At 73.2% G+C, this 15,149-nt stretch carries 13 protein-coding genes; 7 read left to right on the top strand and 6 right to left on the bottom strand.

Going from position 1 to position 15,149, the window contains the following annotated elements; translation table 11 throughout:
* Positions 1-52: 52 nt before the first annotated feature.
* The gene (gene snpA / locus JK359_RS10635) at positions 53-751 is read right to left on the bottom strand and encodes a snapalysin (RefSeq protein ID WP_201834308.1); all 699 of its coding nucleotides are present in this window, start codon (positions 749-751) and stop codon (positions 53-55) included.
* Positions 752-933: 182 nt separating this feature from the next.
* Here snpA and JK359_RS10630 point away from each other — a divergent pair, with 182 nt between their 5' ends.
* Entirely contained in the window at positions 934-1,977 is a 1,044-nt protein-coding gene (locus JK359_RS10630; protein ID WP_201834306.1) for a LysR family transcriptional regulator, read from the top strand.
* A gap of 7 nt (positions 1,978-1,984) precedes the next feature.
* Here the strand turns inward: JK359_RS10630 and JK359_RS10625 are convergent, their stop codons facing one another.
* Positions 1,985-2,824: a class I SAM-dependent methyltransferase gene (locus JK359_RS10625; protein ID WP_201834304.1), complete on the bottom strand. Its 840-nt coding sequence runs from the start codon at positions 2,822-2,824 to the stop codon at positions 1,985-1,987.
* A 239-nt stretch (positions 2,825-3,063) separates the two neighbouring features.
* Here JK359_RS10625 and JK359_RS10620 point away from each other — a divergent pair, with 239 nt between their 5' ends.
* Positions 3,064-4,845 (top strand): serine/threonine-protein kinase, encoded by a 1,782-nt coding sequence (locus tag JK359_RS10620; protein WP_201834302.1) that lies wholly within the window; start codon positions 3,064-3,066, stop codon positions 4,843-4,845.
* A 374-nt stretch (positions 4,846-5,219) separates the two neighbouring features.
* Here JK359_RS10620 and JK359_RS10615 read toward each other — a convergent pair whose 3' ends face one another.
* The 3 genes from JK359_RS10615 to JK359_RS10605 form a co-directional block, all read right to left on the bottom strand.
* Positions 5,220-8,051, bottom strand: a complete 2,832-nt coding sequence (locus JK359_RS10615) for a type 2 lanthipeptide synthetase LanM family protein (protein ID WP_201834301.1) — start codon at positions 8,049-8,051, stop codon at positions 5,220-5,222.
* A 192-nt stretch (positions 8,052-8,243) separates the two neighbouring features.
* Positions 8,244-8,444, bottom strand: coding sequence for a DUF6229 family protein (locus JK359_RS10610; protein WP_201834299.1), 201 nt, complete (start codon positions 8,442-8,444; stop codon positions 8,244-8,246).
* A gap of 159 nt (positions 8,445-8,603) precedes the next feature.
* Positions 8,604-9,200, bottom strand: a complete 597-nt coding sequence (locus JK359_RS10605) for a TetR/AcrR family transcriptional regulator (RefSeq protein WP_201834297.1) — start codon at positions 9,198-9,200, stop codon at positions 8,604-8,606.
* Positions 9,201-9,271: 71 nt separating this feature from the next.
* Between JK359_RS10605 and JK359_RS10600 the strand changes: the two genes are divergently transcribed.
* The 3 genes from JK359_RS10600 (at position 9,272) to JK359_RS10590 (ending at position 12,127) form a co-directional block, all read left to right on the top strand.
* Positions 9,272-10,876, top strand: coding sequence for an FAD-binding oxidoreductase (locus JK359_RS10600; protein ID WP_201834295.1), 1,605 nt, complete (start codon positions 9,272-9,274; stop codon positions 10,874-10,876).
* Positions 10,877-10,975: 99 nt separating this feature from the next.
* On the top strand, positions 10,976-11,770 hold the full coding sequence (locus tag JK359_RS10595) for a thioesterase family protein (RefSeq protein ID WP_372445394.1): 795 nt from the start codon (positions 10,976-10,978) through the stop codon (positions 11,768-11,770).
* Positions 11,771-11,884: 114 nt separating this feature from the next.
* Positions 11,885-12,127, top strand: a complete 243-nt coding sequence (locus tag JK359_RS10590; RefSeq protein ID WP_201834292.1) for a hypothetical protein — start codon at positions 11,885-11,887, stop codon at positions 12,125-12,127.
* A gap of 13 nt (positions 12,128-12,140) precedes the next feature.
* On the opposite strand, the gene JK359_RS10585 is transcribed toward JK359_RS10590, so the two are convergent.
* Positions 12,141-12,566 carry an ATP-binding protein gene (locus JK359_RS10585; RefSeq protein WP_201834290.1) on the bottom strand — a complete coding sequence of 142 codons (426 nt, stop codon included), beginning with the start codon at positions 12,564-12,566 and terminating at the stop codon, positions 12,141-12,143.
* A gap of 198 nt (positions 12,567-12,764) precedes the next feature.
* Between JK359_RS10585 and JK359_RS10580 the strand changes: the two genes are divergently transcribed.
* Positions 12,765-13,532 (top strand): IclR family transcriptional regulator, encoded by a 768-nt coding sequence (locus JK359_RS10580; RefSeq protein ID WP_201834288.1) that lies wholly within the window; start codon positions 12,765-12,767, stop codon positions 13,530-13,532.
* Between the two features lie 42 nt (positions 13,533-13,574).
* Positions 13,575-15,098 carry a glycerol kinase GlpK gene (glpK, locus tag JK359_RS10575; RefSeq protein ID WP_201834286.1) on the top strand — a complete coding sequence of 508 codons (1,524 nt, stop codon included), beginning with the start codon at positions 13,575-13,577 and terminating at the stop codon, positions 15,096-15,098.
* The last annotated feature ends 51 nt before the right edge of the window (positions 15,099-15,149 follow it).

Here is a 15,149-nt window from a genome sequence, read left to right as displayed (position 1 = left end):
GTACCGTCGTCGTGGGCGGGTCAGGCCGGCGTGGGGGGCCGGCCCGGCTCGGTCAGCGGGTAGAGCCCGCCCTGTTCAGCTGCGCGACGGCCTTGGCGAGGCCGTTGACCCAGAGCTGGTTGACCCGGGAGCGTTCGGTGGCGTTCGGGTACCGGTTGGTGCAGGACGGGCCGGGACCGCCCCCCGACATCAGCTCGCTGCACGGGCCGCTGTAGTGGTCGGGCAGCCCCAGCACGTGGCCGGTCTCGTGGGCGGCGACCCGTATCGAGTCGTACTGCCGGTTCTGCGCGTAGTCCAGGAAGATGTAGCCGCTGCCGTGGCCGTTGGTGGAGGCGTACGATCCGCGCGGGTCGTTGCCCTCGTAGTACGCGAAGTCGGCGCTGCCCGTGGTCGCCTGGAGCTTGACGTTCGACACGGAGCTGTTCCAGATGGACGCGGCGCTGGATATCTGGGAGCGGAAGCTCGGGGCCTGGGAGGCGTTGTAGTAGACGGTCACCACCTTCAGGGAGGGCTGGGCGGCCTGCCGCTCGGCGACCGACTTCAGGACGGCGTCGAAGAACGCCTTGTTCCCGGCGTTCTCGGCCGTGCCCACGTAGCCGGCGGCGGTGGCGGGGGAGGGTACTGCTGCGGTGTTCTCGGCGCTCGCGGGGCTCGCGGTGCCCAGCGCGGCGGAGGCCAGGCCGAGGCCGAGCGCCAGGGCCGCGAGTCTCCGGGAGTTCTTCGATCCGTTGCGGGTACGGAACGACACCATGTGGGGGCTCCTACTCGTTCTGTGGGGTTGAACGATCGGTTGCCAGTGAGTCTCGGGGAGACCAACGGGACCGGGGATGATGGCAACTGGGGATAACGCGAAGCTATCGGCGGCCAACTCCTCCACATTCGTTGGAACTTGAACAGCTGGTGCGGCATGCGGCACCGCCTTACGCTCCCCCCATGGAGCTCGAGGTGAGGCATCTGCGCGTTCTCTGCGCCATCGCCGACACCGGCAGCCTGCACAAAGCGGCACGCCGACTCGGCCTGGCGCAGCCCTCGTTGAGCACTCAGCTGCGGCGCATCGAACGCGCCCTCGGTGCTCAGCTCTTCCTGCGCGACCGGACCGGCTGCCGGCCCACTCCGCTGGGGCTGGCGGTGCTGAGCCGGGCCAGGCCGCTGGTGGCGGAGTTCGCCGCGATCGTCACCGAGACCAGGGCGGCGGCCGCCCGGGCCGCCGGTGGCTTCCACCTCCGCATCGGCGCCACCGCGAGCCGGGCCATCCCGGGCTGGCTGCGGCTGCTGAGGACGCGCGTGCCGCGGATCGAACCGACGCTGCAGATGAACGTGTCCGCCAACGCCCTGCTGGCCATGGTCGCCGCGGGACGGCTGGACATGGCGTTCGTGCACGAGGTGGAGGGCTGCCCGCTGCGCATTCCCGCGGGCCTGTGCCTGCGCGTGCTCGTCGCGCGCGAACCGCAGTTCGTCACGCTCGCCGCGGACCATCCGGCGGCGGCACGGACGGAGGTGAGCCTGGCCGACCTCGCCGGGGACCGCTGGATGGTCGACGCCACGGTCGACGGCGAGTGGGACGCACTGTGCCGGGTGCTGCGGGCCGCCGGCCTCGACTCCGAGATGCTGCACGGCGACTACCTCACCGCTTACTCACTGGCCGCCACCGGCGAGGTGGTCACGGTCAGCCAGCCCACCGCCCACCCCCGCCCCGACCTCGCGATCCGCCCTCTGCAGGGCGACCCGATAGGAGTACGCCTGCTGCTCGCGGCCCGCACGGAAAGCGAACTGGACGGTGCCTACCCGGAGTTGGAGCAGGCCTACTGGGCGGTGGCCCATGAGGCGCCGGTCTACCGGAGGTGGCTGGAACGAGCGCGCCCACCCGGAACCCCGGCCCTGCCCGGCGCGGGCGGGCAAGCGCACGCGCTGCCGGTTCCCCGGCGGCACCACGGCATGCCGGAGGCCAGGCGCCCGCAGGTGAACGGCGGCCCCTGAAAGCCGGTCAGCGGCCCGTCTCGCCCTCGCCCCGAGGCCGCTGCCCCCAGGCCGTCACCATTCCGGGCCCCAGCTCCGCCAATCGGGGCGAGGCCAGGTAGTCGAGTGCTTCGTCGACGGCTGCCGCGTCCACCAGACCGGTTTCCTCCAGGGCGGGGCGCATCCGGCTCCACGTCTCGGACCAGAACCGGACCAGGGGGCTGCCCGCGACGAGCGGTGGCGCGAAGAGTTCCGCACCCACGTCGTGCAGGCCTTCCTCCCGCAGGAAGTGCGGGTACGCCGGGACCGAGGAGGTGTCGGTGCCGATCGTGGACCGCAGCGCCTGCCACATGGCGTCCATGGTCCGCCGGTACGCGGAGGAGGCGTCCAGCGGGTTCGGCACCTCCAGGGCGTCGCCCAGCACCAGCCACCCTCCGGGATTCAGCCACCCGGCGAGCCGGGTGATGAGCCGGCGGCGCTGGGGGAGGTGCATGAGGACGAACCTCGCATGGACGAGGTCGAAGCCGCCGGGCCGCAGTGACTCGTCGGTGAGGTCGGCGGTGAGCACGCGCAGGCGCCGGCCCGCGAGGGGTTCCAGGCCGCTGGTGTCCCGGTCCAGGGCGACCACCTCGTCGACGCCCGCCTCTTCCAGCAGCCAGCGTGCCACGGTCCCGGTCCCGGCGCCCACCTCCAGGCAGCGGCTGCCCGGCCCGGCGCCGATAGCCCGCAGACGGCGGGTGGTCACGGGGTCGTAGACCAGTGCGGCGGCGTCGATCCGCCCCGCTTCCCCGGGGCGTTCCGGTTCGAACAGGTCCTCGCCGTAGTGGCCGTCTCCGGCGGCCCGTCCTGGCGGCGGAGAAGTGGTCATGACCGGACCTCCTGGGCAGCGAAGGGGCGAGAAAGGGTGAGAAGGGGCGAGAGGCGAAGGGAGGAAAGGGGCGAGGAGACGGGGGAGGGGAGATACCCGAACATAGAGGATGCAACGGGTGTTTCCGATCGACGCGCGCACGTCCCCCGACTCGCGTGCGGAAGGGGCCTCGACTTCCGGGGCCGTCCGGCGCCCAGGCCGTGCGCTCGCTGTCGGCAGGGGCAACTAAGCTCCCCCGCATGAGCGAAGCGGGCAGCGACAACAGCGGCAGACGAGTTGTCGACGGGCGGTTCGAGCTGGAGAAACGGCTCGGCGGTGGCGGTATGGGCATGGTGTGGCTGGCCCGGGATCTGGTGTTGCACCGGAACGTGGCCGTCAAGGAGGTCCGGCCGCCCGATCCGGACCTCGCCGAGTACGACCCGGAAGCCGCGCGGATGCTCCGCGAGCGCGTCCTGCGGGAGGCCCGCGCCCTGGCCCGGGTGGACCACCCCAACGTGGTGACCATCCACCACATCGTGGACGGCGGCCCCGGCACCTACCCCTGGCTCGTCATGGAACTCGTCACCGGGGGCTCCCTGGCCGACCGGCTCGCCCGTGGGCCCATGGATCCGCCGGAAGCCGCGCTGATCGGCCGGGAGGTGCTGGCCGCGCTGCGTGCGGCGCACGAGGTCGGCATCCAGCACCGTGACGTGAAACCGGCCAACGTACTGCTGCGCCCGGACGGACGTCCGGTGCTCACGGACTTCGGCATCGCGGCGATCCGCGAGTCGACCGCCCTCACCGCCACCGGGTCGATCATCGGCACCGCCGATTACATGGCTCCGGAACGGGTCTCGGGTCAGGACGGCGGCCCTGCCTCGGACCTGTGGTCGCTCGGCATGATGCTCTACGCCGCCGTGGAGGGCCGTCACCCGCTGCGCCGGGGCACGACCCTGGCGACGCTCGCCGCCGTTCTGAGCGAAGAGATCCCGCCACCGGTCCGGGCGGGCGCACTGACCGACGTGCTGCAGCGGCTCCTCGTCCGTGACCCCGCGGCACGACCCGGTGCGACGGAACTCGAGCGGATGCTCGACACGGCGGCCCAGGCGGCCGGGACCACCCCCACCTCCTACCCGCTCCAGCCCCCGCCCGCCGCACCGGCTCCCGGCTCCGCCGCACCGGGGCCGGCCCTCGGCGCGACGGCTCCGGGCTTCGGTCCGCCGCCCGCGATGCCCACGGGACCGTACGACGCCCGTCCCGCGCACACCATGCCGGCGGGGCCCGAGGACGCGCGTCCCCCGGCCATGACCGCGCCCGTGCCCGTGCGGCCCGGTCCGCGCCGGCGCCGGGTGCTGGTGGGCCTGCCCATCGCCGGGGTGGCTCTCGCCGGCGCGCTCATAGGGACGCTGTGGCCCGAAGGCGACGCGGAGGTCTCCAGCTCCTCCGGGCGCCCGAAGTCCGCCGGCACCTCCAGCCGTTCACCGTCGCACGACGCGACGGCTCACTCCGCCGCACCCGCGGGCAAGGAGCAGACGGACACCGGGGAGACGGACACCGGGGAGGCCGACAAGGGCGGGACGGGCAAGGGAGACCTGCTCACCCCGGCCGGGGTCCGTACCGCCGTGGCGGCCCTGAAGAAGGAGTCCGGCCGGGACCGTTTCGGCAGCCTCACGGTGTATCCGCAGTACGCCATCGCCGAGATGATGGTCGACGGCAGCGACACCAAGTACGACACGTACACCTACCGCGTCGGCCAGGGCGTGGAGAAGGGCATCATCAGCGGGAAGCTGCCGAGCACCGAATCACCCGTCAGCCTGGACGGGTTCGACTGGAACGCGGTACCGGCGCTGCTGAGCGAGGCCGAGAAGAAGCTCAACGTCGACCACGTGACCACCCGGTACCTGGTGCTGAACACGCCGGACCCGGTCTTCGGCGACCCCGCGGGCATGTCCGTGTACCTCAGCAACGCCTACAGCGAGACCGGATACCTGGAGGCGGATCCCAAGGGCAAGGTACGGAAGGTCATGCCGAACGACGGCTGAGGACAGCGCGCGAAGCGAAGGCCGGCGAAGGCCGACGAAGAGCGGGGGCGCCCCCCGATTCGAGGCGCCCCGATCCGGGGCACGCCCCGATCCGAGGGAGGCCCCCGATCCGAGGGAGGCCCCCGGTCCGAGGGAGGCCCCCGGTCCTAGGGAGGCCCCCGGTCCAAGGGAGGCCCCCGGTCCAAGGGAGGCCCCCGACCCGAGGGACGCCTCGACCCGAGGCACGCCCCGACCCGAGGCACGCCGCGATCCAGGCACGTCCTGGCTCGATGCGCGCCCCGGGTGGCCGGGGCAGATCCTGGGGGGCGTCCCGACCCCGATGGCCGGTGGGACGGGGGCGCCCCGACCGGAACCCGGCGGAGTCCGGGCTGCGGTCAGCCCAGCAGCAGCGGATCGGGCAGGGAAGCCGACCGGTGCATGCCCAGCAGGGTGTGGACGACGCCCGCGAGCCCGGACATCAGGCTGGGGGAGAAGGCCTCGCGGGCCAGGCCGCCGACAGGGCCGCGCTGTTCCAGCCCGGTGAGGATCTCCCCGTCGAGATCGTCCCGGTCGCCGAAGCCCAGGGTGGTGAGGAACTGCCAGAGGCCGAGGTCACCGTGGCACAGCGTGTGGCTCCAGCCGAACCCCTCGGCGGCGCAGGCGCGGGCGGCCCGGTGGGCCATGTCGAGGTGGGCGGGATCGCCCGCGCGGCGATGGAGATCCAGCATGCCGAGGCCCACCCCGGTACTGCCGTGGCACCAGCTGGTGAAGAAGTCCTCCTCGGCGCCGATGCGGACGTCGAGCCAGTTGCCCTGGCCGGGCTGCCACAGGGACTCCTGGAAGGCGAAGGCCCGCCCGGCGAGATGCTGCCAGGCGTCTCGCTCGGCCGCGGTCCCCGCCGCGCTGAGCGCGAGCCGGGCCAGTGCCCAGCCGATGCCGGTGGCGCCGTGTGCGAAGCCGCCGATGCCCTCGGGGTTGAGCCGGGTCGTCCAGCGGGCTCCCTGTGCGTCGACGGTGGCCAGCCGTTCCAGCCGGCGGCCGATGTGCGCGGCGGCGGCGAGCCAGCGGTCCTGTCCGGTCGCCTCGGCCAGGCCGAGCAGCGGGACGATGCCACCGGCCGCCCCGTTGAGGAGGTCCACTTCGATGTCGTCGTCCACGAGCGGGCCTTCGAGCAGCGCGGCCCGCTCGGCGGCCCGGGCGAGCGGCCACTGCTCCCCGAGCACCCGGTGCAGCGCCAGCCACGTCCACACCTGCGACGCGGCCCCGCTGAACGCCCCTGCCGACGGTGTGGGTGTCTGCTCCTCGGTACCGGTCAGCACGCGCAGCGCGCCGTCGAAGGTCTCCGCGACGCCCGGCACCTCGTCCGCCCGGCCGGCCCGGACCTCGCGCACGTACTCCGCGAGCACCAGGGCCACCCCGCCCTGCCCGGTGTACAGGTCGGCGGGCAGGACCCTGATGGACCAGCCGGCCGGGGTGAAGACGGGGCTGATCCACGTGGCCGTGCCGTCCGTTCCGCGCACCGCCCCCGCGCACAGCCGGCCCACCAGCTGTGCGGCCAGCCGCCGCCGGCGCCGCTCGCGGTCCCGGGCGTGCGGCCGGTCCGCCGCGGCCTGCACCCGGGCGGGCAGGGAACGTTCGTTGAGGTAGGCGCCCACCAGGGCGTCCTGGATCACCGACTCCTCCAGCGCGAAGTCGGCGGTGCGCCAGTCCTCGACCGTCCTGCGCACGGCCTCCGTGTCGACGGTGAAGCCGAACATCGGCACGTCACCCGCCAGCAGGTCGGCGATCTCGCCGTCGATGGTCTCGCGGTCCGTCGGCGCCCCCGGCAGCACGTCCGCGTTGCGCCGCAGGATGTCCCGGGCCCGCTCCACGGCCGCGGCCTCGTCGTGCAGCGACGCCGGGTGCCAGAGCATGCGGCCGATGTCGACGTACGCCTGGGTCGGCCGCAGGATCCGCCGGGCGCGGGCCCCTTCGAAACGGCGCAGCAGCTGCGCGGGGTCCGTGCCGGGCCGGCGCAGGTGCGCGGTCATCTCGCGGAAGCCGGCCAGGATCCGGTCCCAGTACGCGCTGAGCACCGGGGTGGGGCTGGGGTGGTTGCCGGCGGTCGGCATCGCCACCAGGTCCACCTCGAACCGGGCCGCTGCGGTGCCGCCGCCCGCGATCACCGGGTTCGGGATCAGCGGCTGCTGGCCGGGGAGCGCGCCCACACCGGAGATGTCGACGCCGCCGAGCGCGAATCCGGTGCCGCGCACGGGCAGCAGACCAGTGCGCAGGACCGTACGGCGGATGGCCGCTGCCGCCACGTCCACCGCGTCCCCCCGGCCACTGGGCGGGAAGGGGGCGGGTGCGTCGAAGAGCGTCTCGGCGTCCACGACGACCGGCACCGGGCCGGACGCGATCATGTTCTCCGCGTGCATGTCGGTGCCTCCGGCGAAGCGGAGGACGGCCAGCCAGTGGCCCATGTTGCGGTAGAAGGCGGCGAGTTCCGAGCCGTCCGAGCAGTAGCGGTGGTGGACGAACTCGGCCCAGCCGTAGCCTTCGCGGGCCAGGGTGCGGGGCACCCGGATCCGTTCCTGCGGTGCCGGGGCACCGGGGAAGTCCGCGAACAGCTCGTCCAGCAGCGCGCCGAGGGCGACGTCCGCCTCGGACGGACGTGGCTTGTACATGACGGTCCCGCCGGCGAGGTCGAGCCGGCTGACGGTCAGTCCGCCGCCGTGGCTGTCCCCCGCCCCGAACGTCACGGCGCGGATCCGGCCGGCGGGCGCACCGAGCAGCGGTGCCAGCAGGTGCCGGTCGGCGGCGAGTCGCTCCGCGAGACCGGCCGTGGCCGCCACGGACATGCGGGCCACCGCGGCGATCCGCCGGCCGAGGGTCGGATAGCGGTCCGCGAGCTTGTCGAGGTAGCCCTCCTCGCAGGCCTGCTCGATGAACGCGGCCCAGGTGCGCGTGTCCCCTTCGGGTCCTGCCGGTTCGGCCGCAGCGCCGGCGCCCCGCGCCAGGCGCAGGGCGTGGAGTTCCAGCAGGAACAGCCGGGAGAGCTTGGCGTGCAGCGACCTGAGCAGCGCGGTGTGCCCGGCCTCCAGCAGCACGTCCCGCTCCGGCCGGTCCAGCGCGCGCACGGCCGCGAGACGCCGGGCCAGGTCCTCCCGCCACGGGCTCGCGATGCCGCGTAGGGGCTCGGAGAACCACTCCACCTGCTCGTCACCGTCCGGCGCCGACCCGCTCACCCTTCACCCTCCCTGCCTCGGTACGGCGCGCCCGCTCGGGCACGCCCGGAAAAGACGCGGGGAACAGCGCGGGCACGCCCTGCCGGTTCCGCGTCCGGCGTGCGGGGCGGACCTGTCGGGCGTGCCGCGCGGTTCCCCGCGGGGCCTGGCCGGGCCGCGGACGATCAGCGGCACGGTTCAGGAAGTGAGCGGTCAGCAGCACCAGCTGCCGCGCGAGCCGCTCGGGCTGGAACAGAAGCCGTACAGGGAGTCGCTCGGGTCGGTGAGCGCGGCCTCCGCGGCGGCACCGCCGACGTACAGCGGACCGGCCGGGTTGAGCTGGCCGTACGCACTCTCCGCACCGGACAGCCAGGCTTCGAGGACTGCGGTGGTGTGAACGCTGGTCTGAGACATCGGTGGCCTCCGAAGACGCGAGTGGGGGGCGAATTGCCCAGGCCGAGTATCGCCGTGTTCGACGGCCCGTCAGATGTCAATTCCAGCCACACTCCCGGGTGATCCGGCCAGCCGACTCCTGTGGCCGAGGCTTCGGGCGTGCCAGGCGGGACGGGTGGGTCAGCCGGTGCCCAGCGCGGTGAGGAGGCGGGCACAGCGGGCCGTCATCGCGGCCGCGCTCTGCTCCGGGTGCTCGGACCACCAGCGCATGACGGCCGTCACGGCGTACTGCCAGACGCCGTTGAGGAGTTCGTGGTCGAGGGGATCGTCGTGCCCGGCACGGGTCAGGAGCCCCGCGGCGCCCGCCGCGCCCATGGCGGCGAGCCGCCCGCGGTACAGGCTCACGGCGTCGCGCACCTCACCGGACGGCGGCAGGGCGGGGTCGTAGAGGACCGACCAGGCGTGCCGGCAGTGCTCGACCGCGGTGAAGATCGCGGAGAGGGTGTCCAGTGCGTGACCGGTCGATCCGCGGCGCGACCCGGCACCGGCCACGGCGTCGGCCAGCAGCGCGCCGACCCGGTGGACGCAGGCGAGGAACAGGCCGTCCTTGGAGTCGAAGTAGCTGTAGACCAGAGGCTTGGAGATGCCCGCGCGCCGCGCGACCGCGGCGACGGACACACTCGCGTACCCGTGCCGCCCGAACTCCTCCACGGCCACGTCGACGATCTGCCGCTCCCGGTCGGTGCGGGAGACGCCCTTGGTACCGGCCTTGCCCATGGGTTCACTGTAGCCCACGATATGACCCGAAGGTAATTTACCCGAAGGTCAATTCGCGAGGGCGGAGAGTCATGGCGCGGTCGTGGTGGGGATGGGGCAATGACGAGGACGCGGTGCGCGGCGCCGAACTGAATGAACTGCTGGGGCGCGTGCGGGCGTTGATGCCGGGCGAGCTGACCGATCACCGGCCGCCGGACATCGCCTCGCTGGGGCTGCCCGAGCCCCGGGTGACCGCACCGGCCTCGCTCGCCGGACTGTGCTCCGCTGAACCGGCCGACCGCGCCGCCCACGCGCACGGCAAGGCGTACCGGGACGTCGTACGCAACCTGCAGGGCGACCTGCGTCATGTGCCGGACCTCGTCGCCCGGCCCCGCGACGAGCGCGAGGTGACCGACCTCCTGGACTGGTGCACCCGCGAGGGCATCGCCGTGGTCCCGTACGGCGGCGGCAGCTCGGTGGTCGGTGGTGTCGAACCGCGCTGTGACGGCCGCCCCGGCGCGGTCACCCTGGACATGGGACGCATGGACCGGGTCCTGGAGATCGACCGGACGAGCCGGGCCGCGCGCGTACAGGCCGGCGTGTTCGGGCCGCACCTGGAGAGCCGGCTGAGGCCGCACGGGCTGACCTTGCGTCATTTCCCGCAGTCGTTCGAGTTCTCCACGCTCGGCGGCTGGCTCGCCACGCGTGCCGGCGGCCACTACGCCACCCTGTACACGCACATCGACGACCTGGTGGAGTCGATGCGCGTGGTCACACCGAGCGGCGTCAGCGCCTCGCGGCGGCTGCCCGGCTCCGGCGCGGGGCCGTCACCGGACCGGCTCTTCCTGGGCAGCGAGGGAACACTCGGCGTCATCACCGAGGCGTGGATGCGCCTGCAGGAGCGCCCCCGGCGGCGCGCCGGGGCGTCGGTGCGGTTCGCGGACTACGCGGCCGCGGTGGCCGCCACCCGTGCCATCGCCCAGAGCGGGCTGAACCCGGCGAACTGCCGCCTCCTGGACGCGGCCGAGTCGCTGCTGAACGCGGGCGTGAGCGTGGGCGGGGGCGTGCTCGTCCTCGCATTCGAGTCCGCCGACCACCCGGTGCACCACAGCCTGGCACGCGCCGTGGAACTCTGCCGCGACCACGGCGGGGAACCGTCCGCCGACGCCACGGGGGAGCCGGGCGGGACCTCCGGCACGGAGTCCGGGGCCGCGCGGGCCGCGGAGACCTGGCGCTCGTCGTTCCTGCGCATGCCCTACCAGCGCGACGTGCTGGCCCGCCACGCGGTGATCGCCGAGACGTTCGAGACGGCGTGCACCTGGGACAAGTTCGAAGCGCTCCACCGGGCCGTCACGGAGGCCGCGCGTCAGGCCATGAGCGAGGTCACCGGGACCGGTGTGATCACATGCCGGTTCACCCACGTCTACCCGGACGGGCCGGCACCGTACTTCGGTGTGTACGCGCCCGGCCGCTGGGGCAGCACCGTGGCCCAGTGGGACCACATCAAGGCCGCGGTGTCCGAGGCGATCGAGGCGTCCGGCGGCACCATCACGCACCATCACGCCGTGGGGCGCGATCACCGCCCCTGGTACGACCGTCAGCGTCCCGAGCCCTTCGCCGCCGCGCTGGCGGCGGCCAAGGCCGCTCTGGACCCGGCCGGCGTCCTCAATCCGGGGGTGCTCCTTCCGGCACCCTGAAGGTCCGGCCGGGGCTTCCTCGTACACCCTCCCCGAATGAGCAAGCGCTTAGTAACATGAGGGTGAAGCGTCCGCGTCAACAGGAGGACAGCCATGCCGGTGCCGGAAGCCGAAGCCTTCTACCAGCGGGAGGCCCCCGACCGGTTCCTCCCCACGGCCTACACCCGGGGCCCCTGGGACGCGGACTCCCAGCACGCCGGCCCGCCGGCCGCGCTGCTCGGCCTGGCCGTCGAGCAGCGGCCGGACGCCCGGCCGGACATGCGGACCGTCCGGCTCACGTACGAGATCATGCGCCCGGTCCCGATACGGCCGCTGACCGTGTCCACGCGCGTCCTGCGCGCCGGGCGCAGTGTCGAACTGGTGGAGGCCTCCCTGGTCCCCGACGGCGGCAAGGAAGCGATGCGGGTGACGGCGCTGCTGATGAAGACCGCCCCGGACTCGGTCCCGCAGGTGTCGCAGGCGCGGCAGCTGCCCGGCCCCGAGGCCGTGCCCGCGAAGTCCTTCTTCCCGGTTCCGTGGGAGCAGGGCTACCACACCGCCATGGACCTGCGGTTCGCCGCCGGTTCCTTCCTCGAGCCGGGCCCGGCCACGGCGTGGATGCGCATGCGGGTGCCCTTGGTCGCGGGCGAGGAGATCACGCCGCTCAGCCGGGTCCTCACGGCGGCCGATTCGGGCAACGGCGTCAGCGCCGAGCTGGACTTCCACCGCTACGTCTTCATCAACGCCGACCTCACCGTCGGCCTGCACCGCCACCCCGAAGGGGAATGGGTCTGCCTGGACGCCCGGACCACGGTGGACGGCGCCGGCATCGGCCTCGCGGAATCCGCCCTGTACGACGAGAAGGGTCCCCTGGGCCGCAGCACGCAGAGCCTGTACATCGCCGCGCGGCCCTGAGACGGCGCCTCTGAGCCCCGGCACCCCTGAGCCCGTCGCCGCCCGGCGGGGCCCACCCGAACGGCGGGAGCACCGACAGGTCGGCGGCCACACCCGCGGCTTATGATCGTGTATGTGGCAGACATCCCCGATGGGCTGATCGAGCTGGAGCGGGCCGCCGAGGAGGCACGCGCCCGTCTCGCGGGTCTGACCGGCGATCAGTACGACGCCCAGGAGCGCCGCTGGTGCGAGGCGGCGGGCGCCCTGCGGGCCGCCGTCACCGAGTACGCGGAGGCCACCGGGTCGAGCCGGCAGGACGTGGAGCGTGCGGTGAGGCGGGCCCTGCACTGCGCACAGGAGGACCCGGCCGTCGAATAGCGGGTACGGCGCCTCACGCCGCCACGAGATCGGCCCAGCGGCTGACCGCACCGGCATGGACGCGAACCCCGTGACGGGCCGCCAGCGCGCGCACGATCTCCTCGCCGCGCCCGCACTCCTCGGGGTCCAGCCCCAGGCGCGACTCGCCCGCCGGAAACGCGGGCCCCATGTCGGTGACCTCGATGCGCAGGGTGCCCGTCCCGTCGTGCCGTACCCACGACAGCCGCAGCACGGCCGGTGGCAGAGCATGCAGCAGCGCGTTCGTGACCAGCTCCGTCACCACCAGTAGCGCGTCCTCCACGATGTCGGGGGACACGTTCCAGTCGGAGAGGACTCCGCGCACGCGTCGGCGAACGGCCGAGACGGCCCCGGCGACGGGCGGCAGCGGACAAACGTGTTCGCATGCCTCCCGAACCAGCGTGTTGAGCTGTACCGCCATGTTGTCTCCTGGGATGATCACCGCCCCGCCGGGGGCGCCTGGGCCGGGCACGATGCCGGCCTTATGCACGCTATGGAGTGCGGTCGGCGCGGTCAATGAACGATGGTCGGCATTACCGAACGCCGCAGATGGGCGCCGAAACAACAGCCGTCACCTGCACGAACGGCGAACACTTCGGGGCGGTAATAGGCTCGCCTCATGGCCGGCCCGGTCCAGTCGATCGAACGGGCGGCGGCGATCCTGCGCCTGCTCGCCGCCGGCCCCCGACGACTCGGGCTCGGCGAGGTGGCGGCCTCGCTCGGACTGGCGAAGGGGACCGCCTACGGCATCCTGCGCACGCTCCAGCACGTGGACTTCGTGGAGCGGGACACCGCGACCGGGAAATACCAGCTCGGCGCCGCCCTCCTGCACCTCGGCACGAGCTACCTGGACGTCAACGAGCTGCGCTCCCGCTCGATCAACTGGGCCGACGCCCTGGCCGCCCGCAGCGGGGAGGCCGTCCGCCTGGGCACCCCGCTGGAGGGCAGGGTCCTCGTCATCCACCACGTCTTCCGGCCGGACGACACGCTCCAGACCCTCGACGTCGGCGCACTGCTGCCCCTGCACGCCTCCTCGCTCGGCAAGGTGCTGCTCGCCTACGGAACCGCCGCCCTGGAGCCCGCCACGGGACCGGAACTGGAGGCCTACACCCGGCACACCCTGGCCACCGTGGAGCAGCTCGACCGGGCGCTCGCCGAGGTCCGGGACCTCGGCTGGGCCGCCGAGATCCAGGAGATGAGCATGGGGGAGGCGGGGGTCGCCGCGCCGATCCGAGGGCACGGCGGCCTGGTCGTCGGCGCCATCGGCCTGTCCGGACCGGTGGAGCGGATCTGTGACAGCCAGGGGCACCCGCGGCCGAGTCTGATCACCCTGCTCCGCGAGGCCGCGCGGGCGGTCTCCAGAGAACTGGGCGCCGGCCGCTGGTAGGCCCGGCCCGCGCTCCCGCACCCCGGGGAAGGCAGAACGATCATGGTGGAACGGTACGTAATGTCCATCGACCAGGGCACCAATTCCACCCGATGCATTCTGTTCGACCACCGGGGGCGCCTGGTCTCGGTGGCCCAGCACGAGCACGAGCAGCACTTCCCGCGGCCGGGCTGGGTCGAGCACGACGCCGCCGAGATATGGCACAACCTCCAGCGCGTGGTGCCCGAGGCCCTGTCCGTCGCCGGCGTCGACGCCGACCGGATCGCCGCCGTGGGCATCGCCAACCAGCGGGAGACGACCGTCCTCTGGGACCGGCGGACGGGCGCACCCGTCACCCGGGCCATCGTCTGGCAGGACACGCGGACCGCCCCGCTCGTCGACGAACTCAGACGCCGGCCCGGCGAGGAGTTCTTCCTGGAGCGCTGCAGCCTGGGGCCCTCGACCTACTTCTCGGCGCTCAAGCTCCGCTGGATGCTCGACAACGTCAAAGGACTGAAGCAGCGCGCCCAGGACGGCGAGGTGCTGTTCGGGACGATGGAGAGCTGGCTCATCTGGAACCTCACCGGGGGCCCGGACGGGGGCCTGCACCTCACCGACCCCACCAACGCCAGCCGCACCATGCTGATGAACATCCGCACCCTCACCTGGGACGACGAACTGCTGGCCCTGTTCGGCGTGCCCCGCCCGGTCCTCCCCGAGATCAGGCCCTCCGCGGAACCGTACGGCGAGGCCCGCGCCGTCCTCCCCGGCGTCCGCATCACCGCGGCCCTCGGCGACCAGCAGGCCGCCCTCTTCGGCCAGACCTGCTTCTCACCGGGCGAGGCGAAGTGCACGTACGGAACCGGCAGCTTCCTGCTGCTCAACACCGGAACCGAACTCGTACGCTCCCGCCACGGACTCCTCACGACCGTGGCCTACAAGATCGGGGACCAGGAACCGGTCTACGCCCTGGAGGGATCGATAGCGGTCACCGGCTCGCTGGTCCAGTGGTTCCGCGACCGCCTCGGGCTGATCAGCAGCGCACCCGAGATCGAGACGCTGGCCCGGACGGTCGAGGACAACGGGGGCTGCTACATCGTTCCCGCCTTCTCCGGCCTGTTCGCACCGCGCTGGCGCAGCGACGCGCGCGGGGTCATCGTCGGCCTGACCTCGTACATCACCAAGGGGCACCTGGCCCGTGCCGTCCTCGAGGCCACCGGGTGGCAGACGCGCGAGGTCGTCGACGCCATGAACGCCGACTCCTCCGTCGCCCTGAAACAGCTCAAGGTGGACGGCGGGATGACGGCCGACAACCTGCTCATGCAGTTCGTGGCCGACGTGCTCGACGTCCCCGTGGTCCGGCCCATGGTCATCGAGACGGTCTCCCTCGGAGCCGCCTACGCCGCAGGCCTCGCCGCCGGCTACTGGTCCGATCTCGAGGTCCTGCGCCGCAACTGGCACCGCGCCGGCCAGTGGCTGCCCGCCATGGACCCCGAGCGCCGCGCGTCGGAGTACGAGAACTGGCAGCGAGCCGTGGAACGGTCCCTGGGCTGGGCCCGAGCGCCCCGGTCCGGGGAGGCGGACTGAGCCGCGCCCGGACCTCGCGGCGGGCGCTGGCCGGAAGTCGTCAGCAGCCCG

The sequence above is a fragment of the Streptomyces actinomycinicus genome, from assembly GCF_016741775.1.
Lineage (GTDB): Bacteria > Actinomycetota > Actinomycetes > Streptomycetales > Streptomycetaceae > Streptomyces > Streptomyces actinomycinicus.
Note: the sequence above shows the minus strand (reverse complement) of the source record. Positions and strands in the feature narration are given on the sequence as shown.

Excerpts from the sequence above, each read along its gene's own strand:
- JK359_RS10625 (WP_201834304.1), bottom strand. The coding sequence starts at position 2,824 with ATGACCACTTCTCCGCCGCCAGGACGGGCCGCCGGAGACGGCCACTAC.
- JK359_RS10585 (WP_201834290.1), bottom strand. The coding sequence starts at position 12,566 with ATGGCGGTACAGCTCAACACGCTGGTTCGGGAGGCATGCGAACACGTT.
- JK359_RS10600 (WP_201834295.1), top strand. The coding sequence starts at position 9,272 with ATGGCGCGGTCGTGGTGGGGATGGGGCAATGACGAGGACGCGGTGCGC.
- JK359_RS10620 (WP_201834302.1), top strand. The coding sequence starts at position 3,064 with ATGAGCGAAGCGGGCAGCGACAACAGCGGCAGACGAGTTGTCGACGGG.
- JK359_RS10610 (WP_201834299.1), bottom strand. The coding sequence starts at position 8,444 with ATGTCTCAGACCAGCGTTCACACCACCGCAGTCCTCGAAGCCTGGCTG.
- JK359_RS10605 (WP_201834297.1), bottom strand. The coding sequence starts at position 9,200 with ATGGGCAAGGCCGGTACCAAGGGCGTCTCCCGCACCGACCGGGAGCGG.
- snpA (WP_201834308.1), bottom strand. The coding sequence starts at position 751 with ATGGTGTCGTTCCGTACCCGCAACGGATCGAAGAACTCCCGGAGACTC.
- JK359_RS10580 (WP_201834288.1), top strand. The coding sequence starts at position 12,765 with ATGGCCGGCCCGGTCCAGTCGATCGAACGGGCGGCGGCGATCCTGCGC.
- JK359_RS10630 (WP_201834306.1), top strand. The coding sequence starts at position 934 with ATGGAGCTCGAGGTGAGGCATCTGCGCGTTCTCTGCGCCATCGCCGAC.
- glpK (WP_201834286.1), top strand. The coding sequence starts at position 13,575 with ATGGTGGAACGGTACGTAATGTCCATCGACCAGGGCACCAATTCCACC.